The 25,250-nt window shown below is 70.9% G+C and carries 23 protein-coding genes; 9 read left to right on the top strand and 14 right to left on the bottom strand.

Going from position 1 to position 25,250, the window contains the following annotated elements; all coding sequences use genetic code 11:
* Positions 1-27: 27 nt before the first annotated feature.
* Entirely contained in the window at positions 28-297 is a 270-nt protein-coding gene (locus AB0J64_RS02890; RefSeq protein ID WP_364019612.1) for a sulfurtransferase TusA family protein, read from the bottom strand.
* A 60-nt stretch (positions 298-357) separates the two neighbouring features.
* Here AB0J64_RS02890 and AB0J64_RS02885 point away from each other — a divergent pair, with 60 nt between their 5' ends.
* Positions 358-3,222 (top strand): BTAD domain-containing putative transcriptional regulator, encoded by a 2,865-nt coding sequence (locus tag AB0J64_RS02885; protein WP_364019610.1) that lies wholly within the window; start codon positions 358-360, stop codon positions 3,220-3,222.
* Here AB0J64_RS02885 and AB0J64_RS02880 read toward each other — a convergent pair.
* Both AB0J64_RS02880 and AB0J64_RS02875 read right to left on the bottom strand, forming a co-directional pair.
* The gene (locus AB0J64_RS02880; RefSeq protein ID WP_364019607.1) at positions 3,144-4,460 is read right to left on the bottom strand and encodes an FAD-dependent monooxygenase; all 1,317 of its coding nucleotides are present in this window, start codon (positions 4,458-4,460) and stop codon (positions 3,144-3,146) included. The genes AB0J64_RS02885 and AB0J64_RS02880 overlap by 79 nt on opposite strands.
* 430 nt (positions 4,461-4,890) lie before the next feature.
* On the bottom strand, positions 4,891-5,112 hold the full coding sequence (locus AB0J64_RS02875) for a hypothetical protein (protein ID WP_364019605.1): 222 nt from the start codon (positions 5,110-5,112) through the stop codon (positions 4,891-4,893).
* Positions 5,113-5,165: 53 nt separating this feature from the next.
* Here AB0J64_RS02875 and AB0J64_RS02870 point away from each other — a divergent pair, with 53 nt between their 5' ends.
* The 4 genes from AB0J64_RS02870 (at position 5,166) to AB0J64_RS02855 (ending at position 9,054) form a co-directional block, all read left to right on the top strand.
* On the top strand, positions 5,166-6,302 hold the full coding sequence (locus AB0J64_RS02870) for a sensor histidine kinase (RefSeq protein WP_364019602.1): 1,137 nt from the start codon (positions 5,166-5,168) through the stop codon (positions 6,300-6,302).
* The gene (locus AB0J64_RS02865; RefSeq protein ID WP_364019599.1) at positions 6,299-6,967 is read left to right on the top strand and encodes a response regulator transcription factor; all 669 of its coding nucleotides are present in this window, start codon (positions 6,299-6,301) and stop codon (positions 6,965-6,967) included. The genes AB0J64_RS02870 and AB0J64_RS02865 overlap by 4 nt, the downstream gene beginning before the upstream one ends.
* Positions 6,968-7,064: 97 nt before the next feature.
* Positions 7,065-8,303 (top strand): cytochrome ubiquinol oxidase subunit I, encoded by a 1,239-nt coding sequence (locus tag AB0J64_RS02860; protein WP_364019596.1) that lies wholly within the window; start codon positions 7,065-7,067, stop codon positions 8,301-8,303.
* 10 nt (positions 8,304-8,313) lie between these two features.
* Entirely contained in the window at positions 8,314-9,054 is a 741-nt protein-coding gene (locus AB0J64_RS02855; protein WP_364019593.1) for a cytochrome d ubiquinol oxidase subunit II, read from the top strand.
* A 17-nt stretch (positions 9,055-9,071) separates the two neighbouring features.
* Here AB0J64_RS02855 and AB0J64_RS02850 read toward each other — a convergent pair whose 3' ends face one another.
* The 3 genes from AB0J64_RS02850 to AB0J64_RS02840 are packed head-to-tail and all read right to left on the bottom strand — an operon-like array spanning position 9,072 to position 12,361.
* Positions 9,072-10,832 (bottom strand): 5'-nucleotidase C-terminal domain-containing protein, encoded by a 1,761-nt coding sequence (locus AB0J64_RS02850; RefSeq protein ID WP_364019590.1) that lies wholly within the window; start codon positions 10,830-10,832, stop codon positions 9,072-9,074.
* Positions 10,833-10,857: 25 nt separating this feature from the next.
* Entirely contained in the window at positions 10,858-11,625 is a 768-nt protein-coding gene (locus AB0J64_RS02845; RefSeq protein WP_364019587.1) for an alpha/beta hydrolase, read from the bottom strand.
* Between the two features lies 1 nt (position 11,626).
* The gene (locus AB0J64_RS02840; RefSeq protein WP_364019584.1) at positions 11,627-12,361 is read right to left on the bottom strand and encodes an SDR family oxidoreductase; all 735 of its coding nucleotides are present in this window, start codon (positions 12,359-12,361) and stop codon (positions 11,627-11,629) included.
* Positions 12,362-12,427: 66 nt separating this feature from the next.
* On the opposite strand from AB0J64_RS02840, the gene AB0J64_RS02835 reads away from it, so the two are divergent.
* Positions 12,428-13,024: a TetR/AcrR family transcriptional regulator gene (locus AB0J64_RS02835; RefSeq protein WP_364019581.1), complete on the top strand. Its 597-nt coding sequence runs from the start codon at positions 12,428-12,430 to the stop codon at positions 13,022-13,024.
* Positions 13,025-13,052: 28 nt separating this feature from the next.
* Here the strand turns inward: AB0J64_RS02835 and AB0J64_RS02830 are convergent, their stop codons facing one another.
* From AB0J64_RS02830 to AB0J64_RS02815, 4 genes are all read right to left on the bottom strand, one after another.
* On the bottom strand, positions 13,053-14,714 hold the full coding sequence (locus AB0J64_RS02830; protein WP_364019578.1) for an alpha-amylase family protein: 1,662 nt from the start codon (positions 14,712-14,714) through the stop codon (positions 13,053-13,055).
* 97 nt (positions 14,715-14,811) lie between these two features.
* On the bottom strand, positions 14,812-15,957 hold the full coding sequence (locus AB0J64_RS02825; protein WP_364019575.1) for a helix-turn-helix domain-containing protein: 1,146 nt from the start codon (positions 15,955-15,957) through the stop codon (positions 14,812-14,814).
* Positions 15,958-16,020: 63 nt separating this feature from the next.
* Positions 16,021-16,221 (bottom strand): EF-hand domain-containing protein, encoded by a 201-nt coding sequence (locus tag AB0J64_RS02820; RefSeq protein ID WP_364019572.1) that lies wholly within the window; start codon positions 16,219-16,221, stop codon positions 16,021-16,023.
* 31 nt (positions 16,222-16,252) lie between these two features.
* The gene (locus AB0J64_RS02815; protein WP_364019570.1) at positions 16,253-17,119 is read right to left on the bottom strand and encodes a LysR family transcriptional regulator; all 867 of its coding nucleotides are present in this window, start codon (positions 17,117-17,119) and stop codon (positions 16,253-16,255) included.
* Between the two features lie 74 nt (positions 17,120-17,193).
* On the opposite strand from AB0J64_RS02815, the gene AB0J64_RS02810 reads away from it, so the two are divergent.
* Positions 17,194-18,174: an aldo/keto reductase gene (locus AB0J64_RS02810; RefSeq protein ID WP_364019567.1), complete on the top strand. Its 981-nt coding sequence runs from the start codon at positions 17,194-17,196 to the stop codon at positions 18,172-18,174.
* Positions 18,175-18,239: 65 nt separating this feature from the next.
* Here AB0J64_RS02810 and AB0J64_RS02805 read toward each other — a convergent pair whose 3' ends face one another.
* Both AB0J64_RS02805 and AB0J64_RS02800 read right to left on the bottom strand, forming a co-directional pair.
* The gene (locus AB0J64_RS02805; protein WP_364019564.1) at positions 18,240-19,535 is read right to left on the bottom strand and encodes a hypothetical protein; all 1,296 of its coding nucleotides are present in this window, start codon (positions 19,533-19,535) and stop codon (positions 18,240-18,242) included.
* A gap of 93 nt (positions 19,536-19,628) precedes the next feature.
* Positions 19,629-21,914, bottom strand: a complete 2,286-nt coding sequence (locus AB0J64_RS02800; protein WP_364019561.1) for an MMPL family transporter — start codon at positions 21,912-21,914, stop codon at positions 19,629-19,631.
* A 177-nt stretch (positions 21,915-22,091) separates the two neighbouring features.
* Here AB0J64_RS02800 and AB0J64_RS02795 point away from each other — a divergent pair, with 177 nt between their 5' ends.
* The gene (locus AB0J64_RS02795; RefSeq protein WP_364019558.1) at positions 22,092-23,336 is read left to right on the top strand and encodes an MFS transporter; all 1,245 of its coding nucleotides are present in this window, start codon (positions 22,092-22,094) and stop codon (positions 23,334-23,336) included.
* Here AB0J64_RS02795 and AB0J64_RS02790 read toward each other — a convergent pair.
* Together AB0J64_RS02790 and AB0J64_RS02785 are read right to left on the bottom strand one after the other, a co-directional pair.
* A complete protein-coding gene (locus AB0J64_RS02790) occupies positions 23,305-23,790 on the bottom strand; it encodes a hypothetical protein (protein WP_364019555.1) in 486 nt (161 codons plus the stop codon). The two genes, AB0J64_RS02795 and AB0J64_RS02790, sit on opposite strands and share 32 nt — an antisense overlap.
* Positions 23,791-23,911: 121 nt before the next feature.
* On the bottom strand, positions 23,912-24,541 hold the full coding sequence (locus AB0J64_RS02785) for a hypothetical protein (protein WP_364019552.1): 630 nt from the start codon (positions 24,539-24,541) through the stop codon (positions 23,912-23,914).
* A gap of 67 nt (positions 24,542-24,608) precedes the next feature.
* Here AB0J64_RS02785 and AB0J64_RS02780 point away from each other — a divergent pair, with 67 nt between their 5' ends.
* Positions 24,609-25,238, top strand: a complete 630-nt coding sequence (locus AB0J64_RS02780; protein ID WP_364019549.1) for a helix-turn-helix domain-containing protein — start codon at positions 24,609-24,611, stop codon at positions 25,236-25,238.
* Positions 25,239-25,250 lie beyond the last annotated feature (12 nt).

The following is a 25,250-nucleotide window of genomic DNA, read 5'->3' as shown; positions in this document are numbered from 1 at the left end:
ACCCCCTCCGATAAGGGAATTAACCGCTTAAGCCACGTGCCACGGCTTGGCTTCCTCGGTCTGCTTCGCCGCTCCGGCCACGCGCAGCGCGTACGTGGGCCGCTCCGCCCCCGGCACCGGCCCGAGATAGGTGTGCCCGGTCAGGTGGCACCAGGCGGGCAGGTCGACGGGCGCGGCGGGATCGGAGGCGATCAGGTGGATCACGGCTCCGGGACCGGCTGTGCGCACGTGCCCGCGCAGCTCGATGAGCAGTTGCACACAGAGCTTGTCGCCGCCGTCCACCACTAGATCAGGCATACACCCAGGAAACCACCAGACCTCACAAGCCGGGAACGTCGGTCGTAATGTGGAGCCGGCGTGCGAGGGGAGGGCGGGGTGCGGGTCGGGATCCTGGGGCCGCTTCAGGTGGCCGGGAGCGAGGTCGCCGGTGCTCGGGTGCGGGTGCTGCTGGTGCGGCTGGCGCTGGACCCCGGCCGCGTCGTGACCGCCGACCGGCTGATCGACGACCTGTGGCCGGACGAGCCGCCCGCCCATCCCCTGGCGGCACTGCAGTCGCTGGTGTCCAGGGCTCGCAGGGAGGCGCCCGGCCTGATCACGTCCCATCCGGCCGGATACGTGCTCGACGTGCCGCAGGACGAGGTGGACGCGTGGGCGTTCGAGCGGCTCGTACGGGCCGGTGACGTGCACAGGGCGCTGGCGCTGTGGCGGGGCACGGCCTTGGCGGACGCGTACAAGCTGCCCTTCGCCGAGGCCCCGGCGGCCCGCCTGGAGGAGCTGCGCCTCACCGCCCTGGCCACGAGAATCGCCACCGACCTCGCAGCGGACGACCAGACCGAGGCGGTGGCCGAGCTGGAGGAGCTGGTCGCCGCCCATCCGTTACGCGAGCCGTTCCACGCGCTGCTCATACGCGCGCTGACCGCGAACGGGCGGCGCGCCGAGGCACTCGACCTCTTCGAACGGACAAGAGCCGCCCTGGCCGAAGAACTGGGCGTCGACCCCGGCCCAGAGCTGCGGGAAGCCCACCTGGAAGCACTCAAGGACCATGAGCCGAGCACCAACCTGCCCGCCCGGCTCACCAGCTTCGTCGGCCGGTCGGAGGACGTCTCCCGGCTGAACGCGCTCCTCGGCCGCGCCAGGCTGGTCACGCTCGTCGGACCCGGCGGGGCGGGCAAGACCCGGCTGGCCGTGGAGGTGGCCGCGGGGCTGGCGGTGCCGGACGGCGTGTGGCTGGTGGAGCTGGCCGCCGCCACCGACGTACGGGCCGCCATGGACAGCGTGCTGAGGACGACCGACCTCGCCAGAGCCCTGCGCGGCACCGCGCCCCTGATCGTGCTGGACAACTGCGAGCACGTGATCGAGGACGCCGCCCGGATCGCGCAGTGGCTGCTGTCCGAGGCGGGCGGGCTGCGGATCCTCGCCACCAGCAGGGAACCGCTCGACATCCCGGGCGAGGCGCTGCACCAGGTGCTGCCGCTGCCGGAGGAGAAGGCGGCCGAACTGTTCATGGACCGGGCCGTCGCCGCCAGGGCCGACGTCCGGCTGAGGCGGGCGGAGGCCGTGCGGATCTGCCGCGAGCTCGACGGCATCCCGCTGGCCATCGAGCTGGCCGCCGCGCGCCTGCGGGCGATGCCGGTGTCCGTGCTGGTCGAGCAGCTCGGCGACCGGCTCGCCTTCCGCGGCGGCCGTACGTCCGAGCCGCGCCACCGCACGCTGCGCGCGGTCATCGACTGGAGCTGGAACCTGCTCTCCGAGCGCGAGCGGGAGCTGCTCCGCGGCCTGACGGTGTTCTCCGGCGGGGCCACGTACGAGGCGATCTCGCGGGTGTGCGGCGGCGACCTCGACCTGCTCTCCTCGCTGGTGGACAAGTCGCTCATCCAGCTCTCCGGCGACCGCTACACGATGCTGGAGACCATCAGGCAGTACGCCGCCGCCGACCTCCCCGAGCTCCGCCAGGCCCACGCCCGCTACTACACCGAGCTGGCCGAGGCCGCGGAGCCGCACCTGCGGAGCGGCGAGCAGCTCAGGTGGCTGGCCGTGCTGGACGCCGAGCGGGGCAACCTGGACGCGGCGCTGCGCCACACCGACGACCCGCTCAGGCTGATCCTGCCGCTCTTCTGGCCGTGGACTCTGCGGAGCAGGCACCGCGAGATCCGACAGCAGGCCGAGGCGGTGCTGCGCAGGGTGGGAGACGTGTCGCCGCCGGGCCGGGAGCTGGCGCACGGGCTCTGCCGGGTGGCCATGGGGGCCGAGCCCACCCGGGCGGTGCTGGAGTCGGACCATCCGGCCGCGCTCAACTCCTGGGCGATGGGGATGATCAGCGGGGGCGCGCCGCCCGCCGACGTGGTGAGCCGCACCGATCGGGCCGCCGAACGGCTGCGCGATCATCCCGACCTGTGGACCAGATCGGCGGCGCTGCTGGTCGCGGGCATCGTCCGGTTCGAGTACGGGGCGGTGGCCGGGGCCGAGGACCTGCTGAGGCCGGCGGTCGAGGGGCTCAGGCGCACCGGCGACCGGTGGGGGCAGTGGGCCGGGCTCTTCTGGCTCTCGCTGGCCGCCGAGAACCGGGGAGACTACGCCGCGGCGGTCGCCCTGGCCGAGGAGCCGGAGCGGCTGGCCGCCGAGCTGACGGGGCCCGACACCTCGATGGGGGTGATGACGTTCCTGCTGCGGCTCGGGCAGCTCAAGGGGCGCGCGGGTGACCACGCCGGGGCCGCCGCCGCGCTGGAGCAGGCGTGGGCCGCGGCCGTCAGGTCCGAGGACCGGGCGATCGTGGTCAGGGTCATGCATGCCAGGGCCGAGCTGGCCAGGCGTACCGGCCGTCCGGAGGAGGCCGCCCGGCTGCTGCGGTCGGCGCTCGCGCTCGACGTCGAGCTGCCCGCGCAGGCCAGGGCGTTCATGTACGTCGAGCTCGCCAGGGTGGGCGAGCCCCGCGAGCCGCTGCGCCGGGCCCTGGAGCTGATGGTCACGTGCTCCGACAGCACCGCGCGGGCGACCGTGCTGGAGGGCGTGGCCGAGCACATGGAGCCGAAGGTCGCGGCCGAGCTGCTCGGCGCGGCGCGGGCGTTGCGCGGGATCGGCGAGTCCGCTGATCCCCACGTCAACGAGCTCGCGGCGAAGTGCCGGGCCGCGCTGGGCGAGGAGGGCTACCGCGCGGCGTCGGCGCGGGGCTCCATGATGCCGAACCCCGAGAGGTACGCGCTGAGCCCGCTCTCGTCCCCGTGATAGCCGATGTAGCCGTCGGGGCGGACGAGGATGACGCCCTTCTGGCCGTCGAGCGGCGGCAGCACCTTGAACGGGTACTCCGCCGCGGTGTCGGCCAGCAGCAGGAAGCCGGTGCCGCGCTGCTCCTCGAAGAGGGTGCCGAGCCGGTCGCCGCCGCGCTCCCCCACGGACAGAGGGCTGCCGAGGTAGGCCAGGCCGAGCTGGTTGGTGTCGTCCCCGCGCTTGTTCTCCTTCTCCCTGTACAGGCGGGTGCTGAGGCCCAGCACGTGCTCCGCCACCGCCATCCGCTCGTCCTCGTACGTCTCGAGCAGCGCCTCCGAGCCGATGGCCAGCTTCCAGCCCAGGTTGTAGGCGTCCTGCACGCCGGTGTTGAGCCCCTGGCCGCCCGCCGGCGTGTGCACGTGGGCCGCGTCCCCGGCCAGGAACACCCTGCCGACCCTGAACCGCTCGGCCATGCGGATGTTGACCCGGTACTCGGAGCGCCACACGATCTCGTCGATCCGCACGTGCGGGGCGTGCTCGGCGACGAGCCCGATCAGGTCGTCGTCACCGGTGTACGGGGCGACGAGCTGGAAGACGTCAGTGTTCGGCAGCGGGCAGATCGAGAAGTAGAGGGTCTGCTCCGCCATGGAGCCCCAGACGTGCCAGTGCTCCCGGTCCAGGTCGCCCGTCCTGATGTCGGCCAGCAGCATGCGCTCGCTCTCGTACGTCTCACCTGCGAAGCCGACGCCGAGCTGCTTGCGTACGGTGCTGCGGCCGCCGTCCGCCCCGACCAGATAGGCGCACTCGACGCGCTCGCCCGTGCTCAGGTGGGCCGTCACGCCCTTGTCGTCCTGCTCGAACCCGGTCAGCTCGACCCCGAACTCCACCTGATGCCCCAGCTCGGCCAGCCGGTCGCGCAGGATCTGCTCGGTCCGCCACTGCGGCTGCATGATCAGGTTGGGGTACGGCACGCCTTCCGACGCCTCGCGGATCTCGTCCATGCGCCCTTCCCAGACGACCTGGTCGCCCTGGTAGCTGCGCAGGCCCGGGTACTCCCGGCCGGTGGCGAGGATCTCGTCGATCACGCCGAGGTCGTCGAAGACCTCCAGCGTGCGCGGCTGCAGCCCCTTGCCGCGGACGCCGGTGGGCGGCTGCGGAGATCTTTCGATGATGCGGAGGTCGACGCCCCTGCGGGCCAGCTCGATGGCCAGAGTCAGTCCTGTCGGCCCGGAGCCGACGATCAGCGTGTTCGTCATGGGAATGACGATGCACGGGGGCGCTGCCAGATCTCTGTCAGCCGCTTTCAGGGGCGCAGCCGATGGAACTCCTTGCTCGGCCCGAGCTCGTCATCCCCCCATTCGAGGGCCGCGGCGGCGAGCTCCACCTCCGGGGCGCCGACGAACGTCTCGTCCCAGTCGAGCACCGCGACGATGCCGCCGTCCCTGGCCAGCTGGCCAGCAGCCGCGCGCCCGCCACGCGCTGCTCCGGCACGTCGGAGTCCGGCCAGTCCCCCTCGACGTAGGGCCAGCAGGAGATCGGGCGGCCCGCCACCATGATGGCCGTCGCCCCCGTCAGCGGTGGGAACGGGTGCGACGGCCTCGGGCAGAGTGGTGGCGGCGTGCAGGAGCCACGGCCTCGCGGATCTCGGGGGTCAGCGGGGTCTTGGTGTAGATCGCTTTGCCAAACCTACGTGACGCCTTCCTGCTGGAGGCGCTGGAGCAGCGTGTCCCGGCGGCGCTCGAGCTGGGTGATCAACTCTTCCTGCTCGTCCGCCTGACTGATCACGGCCGAGATCTCCACCTGGTCGGTCGCACCGAAGTCGCGGACCTGGCTGCGCAGGTCCTGGTTCTCGGCTCTCAACCTGGCCAGGTCCTCTTCGACCTGCTGGAGTTCGTCCTTTGTGGTCATTTACCTGCTCTACCCAGATGCGTCCCTCCGATTACCCCTCCACAATGGGAGGCATGCGAAGGCCGTCCACCAGCACGATCGTGTCACTGGTCGTGATCGCGGCGACGCTGGCCGGCGTGGCCGTGACGTACGCGTTCCGGGGGGCCGAGCAGCCCAACGCCCTCGACCTGGTGCTGCCGATCATCGGCTGCGGCGCGCTGCTGCTGCGGGAGCGCTACCCCGTCGGGGTGCTGATCCTGGTGATGGTGGTCGTCGCCGTGTACTACCGGTACGCGGCCCTCGACGGACCGCTCGCCATCCTGCCGTTCGTCGCCCTCTACACCGCGGCCGACCGGGGGCACCTCACCGCGGCCATCACCATCGGGGCGGCGTCGGTGCTGGGCATGGGGATCGGTGAGACCGGCGGCGTCAGACACGTGGACAACAGCCTGTTCCTCATGATCGCCGGCTGGGAGGTCGCCGCCATCGCGTTCGGCGGCGTCACCCGCAACCGCCGCGCCTACCTGCGGGCGGTCGAGCAGCGCGCGCTCGAGGCCGAGCACAGCAAGGAAGAGGAGGCCAGACGGCGGGCGAGCGAGGAGCGGCTGCGGATCGCGCGCGAGCTGCACGACGTGCTCGGGCACAACATCTCCATGATGAACGTGCAGGCCGCGGCGGCGCTGCACGGGCTGAAGAAGCGGCCCGAGGACGCCGAGACGGCACTCCGGACGATCAAGGACACCAGCAAGGAGACGCTGCGCGAGCTGCGTACCACCCTGGGCGTACTGCGCCAGGTGGACGAGGACGCCCCGACCAGGCCCGCCGACAGCCTCGCGCGGGTGGACGCGCTGGTCGCGGCGTCGGGGCTGGAGGTGCGTACGGAGCTGTCCGGGCCGCTCGACGCCGTGCCGGCGGAGGTGGACCTGGCCGCCGTCCGGATCATCAGCGAGTCGCTGACCAACGTCTCCCGCCATTCCGGCACGACCCAGGCCACGCTCACGGTCAGCAACGCATCCGGAAATATCATGATCTGCGTGGAGGATGACGGGCCGGGTGCCACATACGACGAAGGCAGCGGCTTCGGTCTGCAGGGCATGCGCGAGCGCGCCACCGCGCTCGGCGGCACCCTGGAGGCCGGCCCCCGCGCCGAGGGCGGCTTCCGCGTCGTCGCCCACCTGCCACTGAACCAGCCATCGAATGGGGCCGGATGATCCGCGTACTGCTCGCCGACGACCAGACCCTGGTACGCGCCGGGTTCCGGTCCATACTCAGCGACGAGGACGACTTCGAGGTCGTCGCCGAGGCGGCCAACGGCGCGGCGGCCGTGGCCGGGGCCCGCGAGCACCGGCCCGACGTGGTGCTCATGGACATCCGGATGCCCGAGCTCGACGGCCTGGAGGCCACCCGCCGGATCACCGCCGACGCCCGGCTCGAGGGCGTCAAGGTGATCATCCTGACCACGTTCGACCTGGACGACTACGTGTACGCCGCGTTGCAAGCCGGCGCGAGCGGCTTCCTGGTCAAGGACACCGAGCCGGCCGAGCTGATCCATGCGGTCAGGGTCGTGGCCAGGGGCGACGCGCTGATCGCACCGTCGATCACGCGGCGGCTGATCGCCGAGTTCGCCGGCCGGGTCAAGCGTCCCGAGCCCGGCCCCGAGCTGAACGCGCTCACCGAGCGCGAGCGCGAGGTCATGGCGCTGGTGGCCGGCGGCCTGTCGAACGACGAGATCGCGGCCCGGCTCGTGCTCAGCCCCGCGACGGCGAAGACGCACGTCAGCCGCATCATGACCAAGCTGTCGGTACGCGACAGGGCGCAGCTCGTCATCATCGCGTACGAGGCCGGCATGATCGTCCCGGGCTGGGTTACACCCTGAGTCGTACGCTGGTCGATCTTCGTGCCACCGGAGATGTACGGCAGGTTGCTGCCCAGGCATGACGCGGCAGGCGTAGCCGTACCGGGAACCTCTGACCATGAACACCGTGGATCTGGCCCGCCTGCAGTTCGCGCTCACGGCGGGTGCGCACTTCCTCTTCGTGGCGCTGACGCTCGGCCTGGCGACGCTGGTCGCCGCCATCCAGACCAGGGCGACCTTCAGCCGCGACCCCGTGCACCTGAGGATGACGCGCTTCTGGGGTCAGCTCTACATCATCAACTACGCGATGGGCATCGTCACCGGGCTGGTGATGGAGTTCCAGCTCGGGCTGTCGTGGAGCGGGCTCACGGAGTATGCCGGGAACGTCTTCGGGTCGGCGCTGGCCATCGAGACGCTGGTGGCGTTCTTCGTGGAGTCCACGTTCCTGGGCCTGTGGATCTTCGGCTGGGACCGGCTGAACCGGTGGGCGCACCTCGCGCTGATCTGGGTCGTGACGCTGACCGCGTACGCGTCGGCCTTCTGGATCATGGTCGCGAACGGCTTCCTGCAGCACCCGGCCGGCCACGTGGTGGACGGCGGCGTGCTGCGGCTGGTGGATCTCGGGGCGATGGTGGCCAACCCGGCGGCGCTGGTCGCGTTCGGCCACATCATGGGCGGCGCGATGATCACCGGTGGGTTCTTCCTGGCCGGGGTGAGCGCGTACCACCTCCGTAAGCACACCGCCGAGCAGGACTTCTTCCGCAAGTCGCTGCGGATCGGGATCGGGGTGGCGGTGCCCGCGCTGTTCGTCACCGTGACGTTCGGCGGGCTCGGGTTCCAGACCCTGCAGCCGACGAAGGTGGCGGCGTGGTCGGGCTCGCCCGCCGAGATCGCCGCGCTCCAGGCGCAGATGGCGGCCACCTACGGCCCCGGCGACTACATGCCGCCGGTGGGCCCGGTGCTCGGCGCGGGGATCACGATGATGACGCTCTGGCTGGTGATGACGGTGGTCGCCGCGCTGAGCGGGCTGCTCGTGCTCTTCCGCCCGGTCGTGCGCGGGTTCAGGCCGTGGCACTGGCTGCTGACGCTGATGATCCCGGTCCCGTTCGTGACCATGCTGTCCGGCTGGATCTTCCGTGAGCTGGGCCGCCAGCCGTGGGCCGTGTACGGGCTGCTGAAGACGGCCGACGCGATGTCACCGGTGTCCGCGGCCCAGATGCGCTTCTCCCTCACCGCCTTCGCCACTGTCTTCGCCGTACTGATCGCGATCAACTACTGGCTGCTGGCCAGGCACGCCCGCCGCGGGCCCGCCACCGCGGCACTGGGCGCTCCTGCTGTCCCCGCTCTGAGCTTCTGAGGAGCCCGTCATGGAGATCTTCATCCTGGCCTTCTTCGCGCTCGGCTACCTCGTGCTGGCCGGGGCCGACATCGGGGTCGGCATGGCGCTGCCGTACCTGGGCAGGTCGGCCGGCGAGCGGCGGGAGGTGATCGCCGCCGTCGCGCCCTTCTTCCTGGGCAACGAGGTCTGGCTGGTGGCCACGGCGGGCGTGCTCGCGGGGCTCTTCCCCGAACTGGAGGGCACGCTGCTGAGCGGCAACTACTCCCTGGTGGTGACGCTGATCCTGTCGTGGATCATCCGCGACATGGGCCTGTGGCTGCGTGGACGGGTGCCGGGGCCGCGGTGGCAGGCGTTCTGGGACGGCGCGATCGTGGCCGGGAGCTGGGGGCTGGCCTTGAGCTGGGGTTCGCTGCTCAGCCACGTGCTGCTCGGCATCCGTGGCCCGATCGCCGTGCTGCCTGCTCTGGTGCTGGCCGCCCTGTTCGCCACGCACGGGCTGGCCTTCGCGGCGCTGCGGCTGCGCGGGAGCCTGCGGGAGCGGGCGGCCGTGCTGTCGGGCGGGGCGGGCGAGGCCCGCACCTACGCGCTGACGGCCGCCGCGCTGCTGGCCGTGGGCGTGCTGGCGGGCCTCCGGCTGCCGCTGCACCCCGGCACGTCGGGCGCCGTGCTGGTGCCGGTCATCCTGGCCCTGATCCCGCTGCTGGTGGCCGCCCAGGGCTGGGTGTGGTGGACGTTCAGGCACCGGGTCACGGGACCTTCCTACCTCTGACCCGGTGCCCCGTACGCCTAGAAGACCGGCACGCCGTCCCTGGTCAGCTTCCAGTTCTGGACGGCGAAGTCAGCCGGGTCGACGGCGCCCTTGGCGGTGGCGTAGTCGATCAGCGCCTGGCGGATCTCCACCTGCGCGTTGTAGAGCACCGGAGCGCCCGTGACGTGCGGGAAGCCGCCGCCGCCCGACTGCCGGTAGTTGTTGATCGCGACCACGAACTCCTTGTCGGCCGGGACCGGGGCGCCGTCGTAGGCGAGGTTGGCGATCCGCTGCCCGACCGGCTTCGAGATGTCGATGTCGTACGACACCCCGGAGAGCTGGTCGTAGTTGTAGTCGGGGGTGTTGCCGGCGTTCGTCAGCTTGGTCACGTCCACCGGGGCGCCGGGGGCGAGCTGGTTGAAGTACTTGGCGGAGTACTCCAGGTAGTCCTTGATCTGCGCGCCGGTCAGCTTGATCGCCAGCAGCGTGTTGTCGTAGACGTACAGGCCGGCCACGTCCCTGACGCGGATGTCGCCGGCGGGGAAGACGGCGGTGCGGCTGAACGGCGCGGCGATCGACAGCACCGGCAGCGTGTTGCCCGGCAGCGCCTGCTTGACCGTCTCCACCTGCACGTGCTGGATGTAGTCGAGGATCGCCGTGTCCTTGTACGGCGACTCAGCGGCCGACAGCTCCTGCGTCGACTTGGCCACGACCTTGTTCACGTAGCCGACGGTCGCGTCGTGCTGCGGCTTGAGCAGCTGAACGATCTTGGGGTCCTCGGCGACCGTGTTCGTGTTGACCGTGGTGGACGACTTGCCGGTGACCACCCACCTGCCGTGCTGCCTGGTGAGCTGGAAGTCCAGCCTCGACAGGCGCTGGCCCCACTTGCCCGGCTCGGTCAGCAGCACCTGCCGCCCCGTCACCTTGTTCGTGACGAACCGCTGGGGAACGTCGTTGTGCGCGTGCCCGAACAGCACCGCGTCGATGCCCGGCACCTGCTCGGCCACCATCGCGGAGGCGTTCTCCACCGGCAGGTCGCCGCCATAGGAAGACATGCCGTTGTCGCCCGCGTGCGCGGTCACCACGACCACGTCCGCGCCGAGCCCGCGGATGACCGGCACCCACTTCTTCGCCGACTCGACCAGGTCGGTGAAGCGGAGCTTGCCCTCGACGTTCGCCTTGTCCCAGATGGCCACGCCGGGGTTGGTCAGCCCGAGCACGCCGACCTTGATCGGCTTCTCACCCGCGACCTTCATGGTCTTGATCACGAACGGCCGGTACGCGGGCAGCCCGCTCTTGTCGTGGACCGCGTTCGCGCCGAGCACCGGAGCCTTCATCTGCTTGATCCAGGTGGCCAGCAGCGGCAGACCGTAGTTGAACTCGTGGTTCCCCAGCGTCACGGCGTCGTACCCGATGGCGTTCATGGCCTTGGCCATGGGGTGGATCTGGCCGGTCTGGGTGATCGGCTCGACCTTGGCGTAGTAGTACGCCAGCGGGGTGCCCTGGATGGTGTCACCCGAGTCGAACAGCAGCGTGTGGTCCGCCCCGCGCTCGGCCCTGATCTGGTTGACCAGGGAGGACACCTTGGCCAGCCCGACACTGTTGCCCGCGCTGTCGGCGTAGGCGGTGTCCTTGAAGTAGTCCCAGTTGAGGCCGTTGCTGTGGATGTCGGACGTGCCCATGACCGTGACGGTGACCGGGGCGTCTACCGAGGCGGCACCGGCCTGCGCGGGGGGAGCCACCAGGGCCAGCGCGTACAGCGCGGCGGCCCCGGTGAGGGCGAGCTTCTTGGTCTGCATGAGAGTGGAGAGTAATCAGGACAAATCACTCGTTGGTTACGCGTGTGATGAACTCTCGGATCAGCTTCGTGACCTCGGCCGGCCGTTCGTGCAGGACGACGTGGCCGCTGTCCAGCTCGGCGTACTCGCTGCCGGGTAGCGCCGCGTGCAGCGCACGGGCGTGCTCCACCGGGATCAGGTAGTCCCGGGTGTTGCCGATGACCAGCGTGGGTGCGGTGACTTTCGGCAGCAGATCCCTGATGTCGACGCGGAGGTCCAGCTCGATCTGGCGCAACGTCCCGCGCGGAGACTCGCCTGCCATGATGGCCCCGGCGCCGACCGCGCTCACGTACCCGGGACTGAACGCCATCAGCGGCCCGTACGCGGCGAAGCTCTCCGGGTCGGTGGCCGCCAGCCTGGCCCAGGTCCGCAGGCCGAGGCTCAGCCGGGAGTCTTCCGCGTGTGTCCAGCCGGCGATCAGCACCAGGCGCCTGACCAGCTCGGGATGCTCGGCCGCGACCGCGACGGCGACGGCCGCGCCCAGCGAGAAGCCGACGAGGTCGGACGGGCCCTCGAACGTGGCCGCGACCTGTCCGGCGAGCAGGTCGAGCGTGAGGTCGCCGCCCGGGTCCGCGGTCTGGCCGCTGCCCGCGTAGTCGGGGGTTATGACGGTGCGGATGCCGGCGAGGTCAGGCACGAGGTGGGCGTAGTTGGTGACGGCGTCGCCGCCGGTGCCGTGCACCATGACCAGGCCAGGGCCGCTGCCCGCCCGGCGGTAGTGGACCTGGCCCGAGCTGTGGGTGACGGTGGGCATCTCAGAGGTTCCCTCCGCCGGTGGCGTCGATGGTGCTGCCGGTGATGAAGCTCGCCTCCGGTGAGGCGACGAACGCCACCGCGTTCGCGATCTCGTCCGCCTGGCCGATCCGGTTGAGCGCGTGCCTGCCGGCCGCGTACGCCTCCGCCTCCGGATCACCGCGCAGCCAGGCGGCATTGGTGTCGGTGTCGATGATGCCGGGCGCGACGTTGTTGACCGTGATGCCGCGCGGCCCTAGCTCCTTGGCCAGTGCCAGCGTGAACACCTGCACCGCGCCCTTGGTCATCGCGTACGCGATCCCTTCCGGGAAGGCGATGCGGGTCACGCCCGAGGTGATGTTGACGATCCTGCCTCCGTCGGGGACCAGCGGCAGCAGTTGCCGGGTGAGGAAGAACAGCCCCTTGACGTTGACCGCGAACACCCGGTCGTAAGCCTCGGGCGTCTCCTCCGCGATGGGCTTGGACATGCCGATGCCCGCGTTGTTGACCAGCACGTCCAGGACGTCCGTCTCGCTTCTCACCCGCTCCGCGAGCCGGTGCACGTCCTCCTGCTGCCCCAGGTCGGCCTGTACGGCGAACGCGCTGCCGCCGTCCTGCTCGATCAGGCTCACGACCTCCATGGCGGCCTCCTCGTCCCTGGCGTAGTTGACGGCCACCCGGAAGTCGTCCCTGGCCAGGCGCAGCGCGATGGCGCGGCCGATCCCCCTGCTGGCTCCGGTCACCAGTGCTGTCTTCATTCTTCGCAGCCTTTCTTTAGCGATCGCTACAGAACATACCATAGCGATCGCTATAGAATGTGGGGCATGGCCAGACAGCGGGCATTCGACAGAGAGGTGGCGCTGGAGCAGGCGCTGCTCACGTTCTGGCGGCACGGCTACGAGGCGACCTCGGTCGCCGAGCTGACCGCCGCCATGGGGATCAGACCGCCCAGCCTGTACGCGGCCTTCGGGGACAAGCAGCGGCTGTTCGAGGAGGCGGTGCGGCGCTACCAGGAGACCTACGGGGCCTTCACGCCCCGGGCGCTCGCGGAGGAGCCGACGGGCCGGGCGGCCGTCGAGCGGGTGCTGCGGGAGACGGCCGCCGAGCACACCGACGACTCACACCCCGCAGGATGCATGATCATCACGGCCGCGGTGAACTGCGGGCCCGAGTCAGCCGAGGTCCAGGAGCTGCTGCGGGAGTTCAGGGAGGCGGGCAAGGCGGCGCTCAAGGCGCGGATCGACGATGACGTGGCAGCCGGGCGGCTTCCGGCGGACACGGACACGACAGGGCTGGCGACGTTCTACGCCACGGTGATCCAGGGCATGTCCACGCAGGCCCGCGACGGCGCCTCCCACGCGGCCCTTCTCCGCGTCGCCACCCTCGCCATGTCCGCCTGGCCCGCCGCCCCCTCACCCTGACCCGGCGTCCATGCGACATCGGGCGAGGTCACAGGGCTTTGACCGAGGCGTCCTCCGGGGGGATCTCGGGGCGTGAGGCGCGGAACCAGCGGCAGCCGTGGGGGTCCAGCGGGACCCGTACCGAGCCGTCCGCCGAGACCTCCAGCGTGCCGTCCATCAGGAGGTCAGTGAGGAGGTTGCCCTCCAGCCCCTCCAGCGTCAGCTCCACGTCCACGGCCGTGTCGCACAGGTTGTGCGTGACCACCACCGTGGCCCCGTCTGCGTCGCAGCGGTGGGCGAGGACCGAGGGCCGGCCCGTCTCCAGCACCGTGTGGCTGCCCCACGCCAGCTCCGGGCACTCCCGGTAGCGCTCGATCAGCAGTTGGAACCAGCGCAGCAGCGAGTTCACGTCCCGCTTCTGGTCGGCCACGTTGACCCGGTCAGGCGCGAAGGAGCCCTCCGGGATCTCGCGTACCGGCTCCGCCTGGGTGAAGCCGCCGTCCGCCGACCACTGCATGGGGATGCGGACCGCCATGCGGCCCTCCTCGTCGAGGTTCTCGCCCATGCCGATCTCCTCGCCGTAGAAGATCACGGGTGTGCCCGGCAGCGAGAACAGCAGGCTGTAGGCCATCTTGATGCGCCGCAGGTCCCCGCCGAGCATGGTCGGCAGGCGGCGGCGCAGGCCGCGGCCGTAGATCTGCATGTCCTTACGCGGCCCGAACGCCTCGAAGATCTCCTGCCGTTCCTCCTCCGTGAGCTTGTCGAGGGTGAGCTCGTCGTGGTTGCGCAGGAACATGGCCCACTGGCAGTCCTTCGGCGGCTTGGGGCGCTCGCGCAGGGCGCGGGCGAGCGGCGTGGCGTCGCTGCGGGCCATCGACAGCCAGGCGTTCTGCATGCCGATGAAGTCGAAGCACATGGTGAGCTGGTCGCCGAGGCCCTCGCCGAAGTACGCGGGCAGGTCCTTGTACGGGACGTTGACCTCGCCCAGCAGGATCGATCCGCCCTTGCGCCGCGTCATGAACGCCCGCAGGTCCGCCAGGAACTCGTGCGGGTTCGCCAGCTGGGGGTTGACGTTCTCGATGAGGAACGGCACCGCGTCCACCCTGAACCCGGACAGCCCGAGCTCCATCCAGAAGCCGAGTATGCGCGCGATCTCGTCCCTGACCTCGGGATTGCCGACATTCAGGTCCGGCTGGTGCCGGTAGAAGCTGTGCAGGTAGTACTGTTCCGACTTCTCGTCGTACTGCCAGATGCTGTTCTCCTTGTCGGGGAAGACGATCTGCGAGGGGTCGTCCGGCTCGGGGGTGTCGGACCAGACGTACCAGTCGCGCATGGGCGAGTCCCTGCTCGACCTGGACTCGACGAACCAGGGGTGCTGGTCTGAGGTGTGGTTGACGACGAGGTCGGCGATCACCCGCAGGCCCCGGTCATTGGCGGTACGCATGAACTCCACGAAGTCGCCCAGCGTGCCCAGTCGCGGGTCGATGTTGTAGAAGTCAGTGATGTCGTACCCGTCGTCCCTGTTGGGGGTGGGGAAGAACGGCATGAGCCAGAGGCACGTCACGCCGAGCCCCGCGAGGTAGTCGATCTGCTGCGTCAGGCCACGGAAGTCGCCCACGCCGTCGCCGTTGCCGTCTTTGAACGTCTCCACGTCGAGGCAGTAGACGACGGCGTTCTTGTACCAGACGTCGGAGGTGTACGTCAGTCGCATGCGACGACCGCTACCCCCAACAGACGCGCTCAGGCCCGCGGAGCCGCCGGAGCGCCGAGCGCGCAGGTCAGGGCGTGATGGACGTCCACCGCTGGGCTCAGGCCCCCTGGACGGCCTGCCTGGCCCGTAGCGCTATCTCCAGTTCGAAGCGGATGTCCGGATCGGCGAGTTGGTCCCCGTACAGCTCCTCGAGCTGCCGCAGCCGGTAACGCACGGTCTGCGGGTGCACGTGCAGCCTGGCGGCCACCTCGCCCGCGCCGCGCCCGTACCGCAGCCAGGCCAGCAACGTCTCCGCCAGCCGGTCCTGCTGCGCCGGCCGCAGGTGCGCCAGGGGTGCGAGGCGCACCTCGGCCAGCGCGTTGACCAGCTCCTCGTCCTTGAACACCACCAGCGTCGCCATGTGGTCCTCGCACCGCAGCGTCCCCCGGGGCAGGACGCCGCGCCGCGACAGCTCGAGCGCCTCGCCGGCCCACCGCAGCGAGGTCGCGGCGGCGGCCAGGGGCACGGCGGGGCCGATCGCGGCCCGGCGCCCGCGCAGGGCGTGCTCGAGCAGCCGGGCCCGGCCGGGTCCGTTCGGGTCGGGCGCGAGCAGGCACGGGACCGGCCTGTCGAGGCCCAGGAGCACGTCGGGAGCCGGCGCCGGCATGCCGTGCCGGTCGTCGAGCGCCACGCAGGCGACGGTCTTGGGCAGCCGCCACCCGGCGGACTTGGCCAGCTCGGCGACGGCCTCCGCGCCGGCGGGCGGGTGGCTGAGCAGCAGGTCGAGCAGGCGGGCGCGGCGGCGCTCGATCTCGCCGGCGGCGCGCGCCCTGGCCTCCTCGAAGCCCTCGGCCGCCGCGTCGGCGAGCTGGTCGAGGTAGACGAAGATGGCCTCGCCCAGGTCGTACAGCGTCTGCGGGGAGAGCCCGAGCGGCTCCGCGAGCTCCGTGAGGCGCCGCCAGCCGACCCGGGCGCCGAGCCGCATCGCGGTCTGGAGCGGCTCGAGGTTGCGGCCCTCGGCCGCCTCGCCCTTGCCGATCATGCGGAACGGCTCCGGGTCCCAGGGGGTGTCCGGATTCTCGATGCGGTCGAGGAAGCCCTCGATGGCCTGCTCGACCGCCATCCTGATGACCTTGAGGTAAAGACCGTCCGATGGCCGGGCGTACTCGGGGATCCGGGCCTGGATCTCCTCGATCACCTCTTCTGTGACCGTGCCGACCCCCGCCCTGAGGGCTTGCACGGGGATATCACTCGTGATGACCATCGTCCCTCCCGTCGCCATTGTGACCCAGGCAACAGGAGATTGTGTAGCAAGAGCTTGTTTTTATCACTTCTGGAGGAAGTCGGCGAACTCCTGCTTGTCGATCAGGCCGTCGCCGTCCTTGTCGAGCTTCCGCACGCCTTCCTGCGCGGCGTCCAGGCTGATCGGCTGGCCGAGCACCTCCATCAACCGTACGAGCTCGACAGCGGAGATGCGGCCGTCGTTGTCGGCGTCGATGAGGTCGAAGGTGATGTCGTGGTCGCTCATGTCTCGCCCTTCCACGGGATCAGATGTCCCGTCAGACCTTAGCGACGACTTGTCGGAGCGCGTTGATGAATGCCGCGACTTGTGGGCTTCTATCCCCTTCGCGCCAGGCGATGGCGAGCTCTCCAGGGGGCAGCCCCGTCACGGGACGGTAGACCAGGCCGGGCCTGTTGTAGAGCGTGGCGTTCCCCTCGGCCACGAGCACGACCCCGAGTCCGCTGGTCACTGCCTCGAACACCTCCTCCGGCGTGTTCGCGGTGACCCCGATCAACGGCTCGTCGTCGCGGGCGTCCAGACCCAGCCAGAAATCGCGCAGCGGCCCCGCCGCCGGCGGCAGGGCGATGAACGGCTCGTCGCGCAGCGCCCCGAACGGGATCTCCGGCAGCTCCGCCAGCGGGTGATCGGCCGGCATGGCCACCCCTCTGCCCTCGGTGGCCAGCACGTACGTCTCCAGCCCCGTCGGCACCGGCAGCCAGATGAAGGCCACGTCGGAGGACCCGTCAGCCAGCCCGCCGCTGGGATCGTCCCAGCCCACCAGCCGGAGCGACACCTCCCACCCCGGCATGGCCGCCCAGAACCGCCGCAGCGCCGCCTGCTGCAGCCCTCTGCCCACGGCCGTCTGCATCCCGATCACCAGCGTCCCCGCGGGAGCCGCCGCCCGCGCGGACTCTGCCCCGGCCGCCCAGCGTTCGAGCAGCTCGCGGGCGGTGGGCAGGAGCGCCTCGCCCTGCCGGGTGAGCTCCACGCCGCCGTGCACCCGCTCGAACAGCGGGAACCCAAGCTGCCGTTCCAGCACCCTGAGCTGCTTCGACAGCGCGGGCTGGGAGACGAACAGCCGCTCGGCGGCCCGCGTCACGTTCAGCTCCTCGGCCACCGCGACGAAGTACCGCAGCTCTCGCAAGTGCACATCCATAACTAGTGGTTATAGCAAAGGGTCTTGGACGGGCCGGGCCTCCGCGCAGCAGGATCGAGCGCATGAAGACACGAACGCTTGGCAGCCTGCAGGTTTCCGCCCTCGGCTTCGGCGCCATGGTGCTCTCGCCGGGCGTCTACGGCGAGATCGACGACGACCGCGCCGAAGTGGCGCTCAAGGCCGCGCTGGACGGTGGCGCCACCCACGTGGACACCAGCGACGCCTACGGCGTGGACGGCCACAACGAGCGCCTCGTGGGGCGCGCGATCAAGGGCCGCAGGGACGAGGTCGTGGTCGCGACCAAGTTCGGCCTGGCGATTCCCGAGGGCGAGCCGAGCCGGTCGCATCCGGTCGGTTACGCGTTCAACGAGCTACGCGTGAACACCGACCCCCGCCTGATCCGCGGCTACGCGGAGCGCAGCCTGCGCAACCTGGGCACGGACGTGATCGACCTCTACTACTCGCACTATCCGGACCCCGGCGTCCCGGTCGAGGACGTGGCCGGCGCGCTGGCCGGGCTCGTACGGGACGGCCTGATCAAGCACATCGGCCTGTCCAACGTGACGGCCGCCCAGCTCAGGGCCGCGCACGCGGTGCACCCGGTGACGGCCGTGCAGAACGAGTGGTCGATGTGGCGCCCCATCGACCCCGACCTGCTCGCGACCGCGAGGGAGCTGGGCGTGGGGATCGTGGCGTGGAGCCCGCTGGGCACCGGATTCCTGACCGGCACGGTGCAGACGCTCGAGGAGGGCGACTTCCGCCACAACGCGCCCCGCTTCTCCGCCGAGAACCTGGCGGGCAACAACGACCGCTACGCCCCGATCAGGGCCCTGGCCGCGCAGCTGGGCATCACGCCCGCGCAGCTCGCTCTGGCCTGGCTGCTGCACCAGGACGAACACGTGGTGACCATCCCGGGCAGCCGCACCCCTGCCCACATCGAGGAGAACCTCGCGGCGGCCGACCTCACCCTGCACCCCGACACGCTCGCCCGGATCGACGCGGCGCTGACCAAGTTCGAGGTCACGGGCGGGACTCTCCTCTGAGACCCGGCTCATGACGAAGGCCCGGGTACCGGCGAAGCGGTGCCCCGGGCCTTACGGAGGGAGAGTCAGGCGGCGTGCAGGTAGACCTGGCCGAAGACCTCCGAGAGGTTCTTCAGGTCCGTGGCCACGTCCACCTCGGGGTTGGCCGGGTCGTAGATGGTGGCCAGCCGGGCGCGGACCGAGTCGAGCTTCTTGAGCTGCTCCCAGGTGGTGTTGGCGGCCCACTTCTCGCCGTACACCCGGTTGACCTGGCCCTGGTTGTTCTGCCAGCGCGTCCACAGCGTGACCGTCTCCGCCGCGTCCTCCTGGAGGGGGGAGGCGATGCGTTCGGTGATGGCCTTGGTGGCCTGCTCCTCGTTCAGCTGGGAGCTCCCCGAGGCGGCGAAGGAGGCGTCCTCGACGGCGATCTGGGCGTAGGCGTCCCAGGCGCGGGCGCGAACCTGGATCGACTGGTTGCGCTGGGCCTCAGCGGCGTCGATCTTCCAGGTGGCGTACTCGGTGGCCAGGTGGCCGTTGTCGAGGGCGAGCTGGTCGATCAGGCCCTTGTTGAGCCAGGCGCCGATGCGCTCGGGGTCGAGCAGCGGGTACTTCTTGGTCATCTCGGCCTTGCAGGCGTCGTTGGCGCCGCAGCCGAAGACCGGGACCACCGTGTGCGCGGCCAGCTTCTTGCCCGGCACCGCGGTACGCAGCGCGGCCGTGGTCTCGGCGACGAACTTGTCCAGCTCGTCCGCCGTGGTGAAGGTCTGGTTGAAGCCGAGCTGCGAGGTGAACCTGACGCCGACGACGCCCGGCTGCGCGGCGACCAGCGCGGCGACCTTCTTGACGGCCTCGGCCAGCTTGCCCGCCTTGTAGTCGTCGGCGAGCTCGGTCTCGATCCAGAGGCGCATCTTCGTCTGGACGACGGCCTGCGCGGCCTTGCCCGCCGGGCTCTCCTGGGCGGAGGTCTTCTCGGCGGTCGTGACTCCGGTGGGGTCGACGTAGCCGCACTCGTTGCCGTTGTTGCATTCGGGCGTGCCGCCGTCCTCGGCGCCCGGGACGTCCGGGGAGTCGACGTCGTGCATCTCGCCGTCGCCCTCGGAGTCGGTCGGGCACACGTTGCCCTCTTCGGTGCAGTCCACCGTGATGGGGTTCATGGGGCCGGCTTCCTGCATGTGCTGGCCGTCGTTCTCGAGCCAGAACCGCGCGATGTCCGCGGCCTCCTCAGGGGTGGCCAGCCATCGGCACATCACGTACGCCGGAGTGTCGGCGGACAGCAGGTCGTTACAGCTCCTGGGGTCGTCCTCCGACCACGCCGGAACGCCGATGCCTAGGAGTGAGAGAGCGAGTCCGATGACGAAGAGCTGCCGTAACCGCCGTCGCATGGCACCTTAACTTCCAGGGGATGATCGTGGGCATATCGCACACTATCCGGACGATCAATAACGTTCAATGAAATCCATGACTTCACGTCAGCCTCATTCGTCCACCTCGACCCATTTCCAGCCTGATCCGTCGGTATTGGCGCGCACGGCCCTGGTACGCCCCTCCGCCACCTTCTCCCACGCGGGCCGGTCGAGCTCCGCGGGCTCGGCGGGCACCGGCACGGGATCGGTGTCCGCGCCGAAGACGGCCGGTCTTCCCTTGAGGGTCAGCATCGGGCGCTGATCGGAGCCGCCCGCCGTGATCGGACGCCGGTCCGCAGGCGGCAGCGGAGGGGGCGGCGGATCCTCGCGCGGCTCGGCGCGCTCGCGGGGCCGGAGCGGCCACCAGCTCACGGAGCCCAGCAACCGCAGGGAAGCGGGCCCCAGCAGCACGCGCACCAGCACCGCGTCCACCGCGATCGCCACGCACAGCCCCACCCCGAGCAGCCGCACCACCGTGATCCCCGCCGTCGCGAACGCCCCGGCGACGGCCATCGGCAGGAGCGCCGCACCCGTGATCACCCCGCCCGTCTCCCGCAGCCCCGCCGCCACGGCCCCCGCGTGGTCCCCCTTGCTCAGCCACTCGGAACGCGCCCGGGAGACGAGGTACACCTCGTAGCTCACGGACAGTCCGAAGAGCACGACCACGATCAGCAGCGCCACGGAGACGTCGACGGGCCCCGCGAAGCCCAGCCACCCGCCCTGGAACGCCCACGCGAGCACCCCGAACGACGCCCCCACGGACAGCACCATGGCCGTCAGCGCGCGAACGGGCAGCACCAGCGACCCGGAGCCCGCGCACAGCAGCACCGACATCACCGCGCAGACCACCAGCGCCAGCCACGGCAGGGTGGCGGAGAGGCTGTCGGAAAGATCGAGCCGCGCGGCGGTGGGCCCGCCGACCACGACCTGCCTGACGTCCGGCCCGGGAGCCAGGGACCTGATCGACGTGACCAGCGCCTCGGCCTGCGCCGACATGGGGTCGAGATCATGCCGTACGGCGAGCCGCACGTCGCCGTTCTTCCTCGACTCCCCCGCCACGTCCACACCCGTGACGTGCGGCAGCCGCTCCACCTGCTCCATGAAGGACCGGGCGTAGAGGGCGCCGTCGGCCAGGACGTGCACGTCGATCGGCGAGAGTGCCTTCCCGGGGAAGTCCCGGTCGAGGGCCTCGGCCACCAGGCGGCTGTCGGAGGCGGCGGGGAGCGCCCGGTGGTCCGCGTTCCTGAACTGGAGGTGCGAGAGCGGCGCCGACAGCGACACCAGCACGACCGTCACCACCACCAGGTACGCGACCGGCCGGCGCACCACGCCGGACGCGACGGCGTGCCAGAGGCCGCCGTCCTGCCGTACGGACCCGAAGTCGGGTACCAGCCTCAGCGCGTCCACGCGGGACCCGAGTATCCCCAGCAGGGCAGGCAGCACGGTGAGCGCGGCCACGGCCGCGACCAGCGCCACCGCCGCCGCCCCCAGCCCGATCGAGCGTAGGAACGGCTGCGGGAACAGCAGCAGCGCCAGCAGCGACGCGGCCACCGTCGCCCCGGAGACGGCGACGGCCCGCCCGGCCGAGGCCATCGTCCGCGCCACCGCCTCCTCCTTCGACGCCCCGGCCCTGAGCTCTTCCCTGAACGTCCTGAGCACGAGCAGTGAATGGCCGGCGGCCAGCCCGAGCCCGAGCAGCATGACGGCGTACCAGAAGTAGACGGACACCTCAGGGAGCAGCGCCAGCGCGCAGAGCACCGCGAGCGCCCCCACGAGCAGCGGCAGGAGCGCCGCCACCAGGCTCCCGAACACGGCCACGAGCAGCACCAGCAGCACCGGCCCACCGATGGCCGCGGCTCGGCTCAGGTCGGCGGCCGCCTGCGCGTCCAGCTCCGCCTGCGTCGGCACCGCCCCGCCGACCTTGACGTAGAGGTTCCTGGCGCTCCTGAGCCGCCCCGCGATTGCCGCGTAACTCTCCCTCTTGCCGCCCTTCAGCGTGATCAGCGCGTACGTCGAGTGCTCGTCCCCGGACACCATCTCCTTCGACCCCGTCGTCCAGTACGTGGTCATCCGCCGCACATAGGCGTCCGGCAGCCGGCGCAGCGAGTCGTGCACCGCCTTCTTGTACCGCGGGTCGCGCACCTTGACCGCCGGGTGCCGGTAGAGGACGACCACGTCGGGGCTCTGGCCGCCGTACCACTGCTCGCTCCAGCGCGCGGCGATCGCGGAGCCGGTGCGCGAGTCCTCGAAGCCGCCGCCCGTCACCCGTCCTGACATGGCCAGCGGCGCGATCAGCAGAGCCGCCACCAGGCTCAGCGCCAGGAGCGTCCACCTACCGCGATAGACCAGCCGACCCATGGAGTCCCCTCGCCGACAGTCGGGCCCTAGCAAATTACGGGAGAAAGGGGACCGGAGTCTTGCCAAAGGCGGACACATTCCGTGTCAGGTCTTGTTACCGGAGGAATATTCGCACGACAAGGGCCATGGAGAACGGCAGAATAACGGAGTTTGGCCGTTTTCCTTGGGGGTGCACCGGTGCAGAGCTATCTACGCGATCTCGGGCTGCTCCGGGATCGCCGGTTCGCGTTGCTGGTGTCGGCGAGGACCATCGCGGTCCTGGGCAGCGCGTTCGCACCCGTGGCCCTGGCGTTCGGCGTGCTCGGCCTCCCCGGCGCCACCGCCTCCACCCTGTCCGCGGTGCTCACCGCCGAGTCGGTGCCCATGATCGCGTTGACCCTGTTCGGCGGCGTGCTCGCGGACCGGCTGCCGCGGACGTGGGTGCTGATGGCCGGCGACTTCCTGATGGCGACCGGGTATCTCGCGCTGGCGGCGATGCTGCTCACCGGCTGGACCCCGCTGCCCGCGCTGTGTGCGGCGGCGGCGTTCAGCGGGGTGGCGACGGCGATCGCGTTCCCCGCGTTCACCGGGATCATCCCCGAGGTCGTGCCCCTCGACCGGCTGCAGGCCGGCAACGCGCTGATCGGCCTGGGCGGGAACGCCGCCCGTGTGCTGGGCGCGGTGCTGGGCGGCGGCGCGGTGGTGCTCCTCGGCGGAGGCTGGGCGCTGATCGTGAGCGGCGCGATGTTCACGACGGCCGGCCTGCTGATCGCCATGATGGGGATGAAGCCGGACACGGCCCCGGAGCCGCGGCGGCGGCACTCGGTGATGGGCGATCTGCGGGACGGCTGGCGGGAGTTCGCCTCGCGGCAGTGGATCTGGGTGGTGGTCGCGCAGTTCTCGCTGATGGTCATGGCCATCCAGGCCGGTCACGGGGTGCTCGGCCCGCTGCTGGCCAAGGAGAGCCTGGGCGGCCCGGCGGCCTGGTCGGCGTTCCTGGCGGGCGAGGCCGTCGGGACGATCGTCGGGGTGCTGATCGCGATGCGGTTGCGGCCGCGCCGCCCCATTCTGGTGGCCGTGCTGCTCTGCCTGCCGACCGCGCTGCCGTACGTGCTGCTCGGGCTGGACGCGCCGCTCTGGGCGATCGTGATCGGGGCGTTCGTGCTGGGGGTGTGCTTCGACGTGTTCGGCGTGCTGTGGCAGACGACGATGCAGCGCGAGGTGCCGGGCGAGTCGCTGTCGCGGGTCAGCGCGTACGACATGCTCGGGTCGCTGATGTTCGGCCCGATCGGGCTGGTGCTCGCGGGGCGGGCGGCGGAGTGGTTCGGCACGGAGGAGTCGCTGCTCGGGTGCGCGGTCATCGTCGTGCTGTCCACGCTCGCCGCCCTGCTCTCCCCAGGGGTGCGCAATCTCAGGGCGCCGGCAGGCGAGCCGGTCTCTTGAAGTAGGCGTTGGCCCTGGGCTGGAACATCAGCGTCACCGCCCCCAGCACGGCCACCACGTGCATGATCCTGCTGCCCGCGAAGATCAGCCCCATCGCGTCCGCCCCTGAGACGGCCTCTCCGATCGAGCCGCCGGCCAGCAGCCACTGGACGGGGCCGATGACGAGCGAGAGCGTGCCGAAGATCCCCAGCGTCACGGCGAGGGTCAGGCGGGCCCAGTTCTCGCCGCGCTTGAGCCGCAGCGCCAGGAAGACGGCCACGGCGAACACCGCCAGCCGGATCCCGGCCTGGGGCAGCAGTTCGGCGACCGTGGCGGTGCCCTCGTACAGCAGCTGGGCGACCATCAGGACGGTCTCGAACGCGCCGAACGCCACGGCGGCCAGCCAGAGCATGGCGGCGGTATGCACGACGGGCGGCAGAGGGTCGGTTCTGCGTGCTTCCATGACGGTGCTCATGGCGGACCTCCGTAGGTGAGCGATCTGTACCTGAAGTGTCCGCCTCGCACCGGGGCGGAATCATGCCCGCCGTCCCCCGACTTGCGGTGAGGAGAGCCCTACCAGGGGCTGTCCGCGCCGTTCAGACGACTATGAGCCGGACCACGACGCCCGCGCAGTTGCCCGCCACGCAGATCCGTACGGGCACCTCCGAGATGCCGGCCGCCGCGGGCACGCCGCCCACATGACCGTCGGGGCCGATGGTCACGCCTGCGGGCAGCCTCGTGTGGTCGGTCACGGTGAACGTGGGCACCACGCCCGGCGGGCCGCCGTTGACGCCGATCTCGCTGTCCAGCGGGATGCCCACCTGGCCGGGGAAGGTGAGCTCGCGCGGCTCCCAAGGCACGTTGCCGTGCACGTTGAGGGTGAGCGGCTGCTCCTGGCACGACTGGCCGGCGCAGATCGCGACGGGGGTGAGGTACGTGCCGGCGCGCTGCGGCGTGCCGTACAGCCTGCCGCTCTGGTCGACCCTGATCCCGACGGCGAGGTAGGCGGGGCGGAACGTGACGCCCTTCGTGGTGGGCAGCAGCTGCTGGCGCACCTCGATGCCCTGGGTGAGGTCGAACGCGTTCTCGACCAGGTTGTCGGCGGGCGGATCGAGCGGGATCTGCCTGGCCATGAACGTCATGGCGAGCCTGGGCACGGTGGTGTACAGCGCGCACATGGCGAGCACACCGAGCACGAGCACCCACCATTGCCGCAGCATCGTCATCCCCCCGGACTCCCCCGACTCGATACGTACCCCTTTCAGTGCGCAGAGTCACTGGATAATCGTTCCTATGGCCGCTGAATCCGCTCAGACCCTGGAGCGCGGGCTCCGCCTGCTCAGACTGCTCGCCGACGGCAAGGGCGGCCGCACGCCGACCGAGCTGAGCGCCGAGCTGTCGCTGAGCCGTCCCGTGGTGTACCGGCTGCTGACGACGCTGATGAGCGAGGGGTTCGTACGCAGGGACGCCGAGGGACGGGTCCACCTGGGGTTCGGGGTGCTGGTGCTGGCGCAGGCCGTGCAGCCGCTGCTGCGGGCGGCGGCCGTGCCGACGCTGCGGCGGCTGGCCGAGGACGTGGGCGCGACCGCGCACCTGACCGTGGCCGAGGGCGAGGACGGGCTGGCCGTGGCGGTCGTCGAGCCGTCCTGGACCGACATGCACGTGGCCTACCGCGAGGGCTCGCGCCATCCGCTGGCGAAAGGGGCGGCCGGGCAGGCGATCCTGGCGCTGCGCCAAGGGCGTGACGACTACTTCACGACGGAGGGGCAGTTGCAGGAGGGTGCGCGAGGCGTCGCCGCGCCCGTCACCGGGTTGTCCTGGTTGGAGGCGTCGGTGGGGGTGGTGACGTTCGGACCGCTGGAGGAGTCCACGGGCCCTCGGGTGGTCGCCGCCGCCGCCGAGCTGGCCGCCGCGCTGGGTTGACATCTCCAGGCC

Origin of the sequence: Nonomuraea sp. NPDC049695 (assembly GCF_040674955.1) — a bacterium.
Classification (GTDB): Bacteria; Actinomycetota; Actinomycetes; order Streptosporangiales; family Streptosporangiaceae; genus Nonomuraea; species Nonomuraea helvata.
The sequence above is the reverse complement of the archived record's forward strand: the minus strand, read 5'-3'. Positions and strand labels throughout refer to the sequence as shown.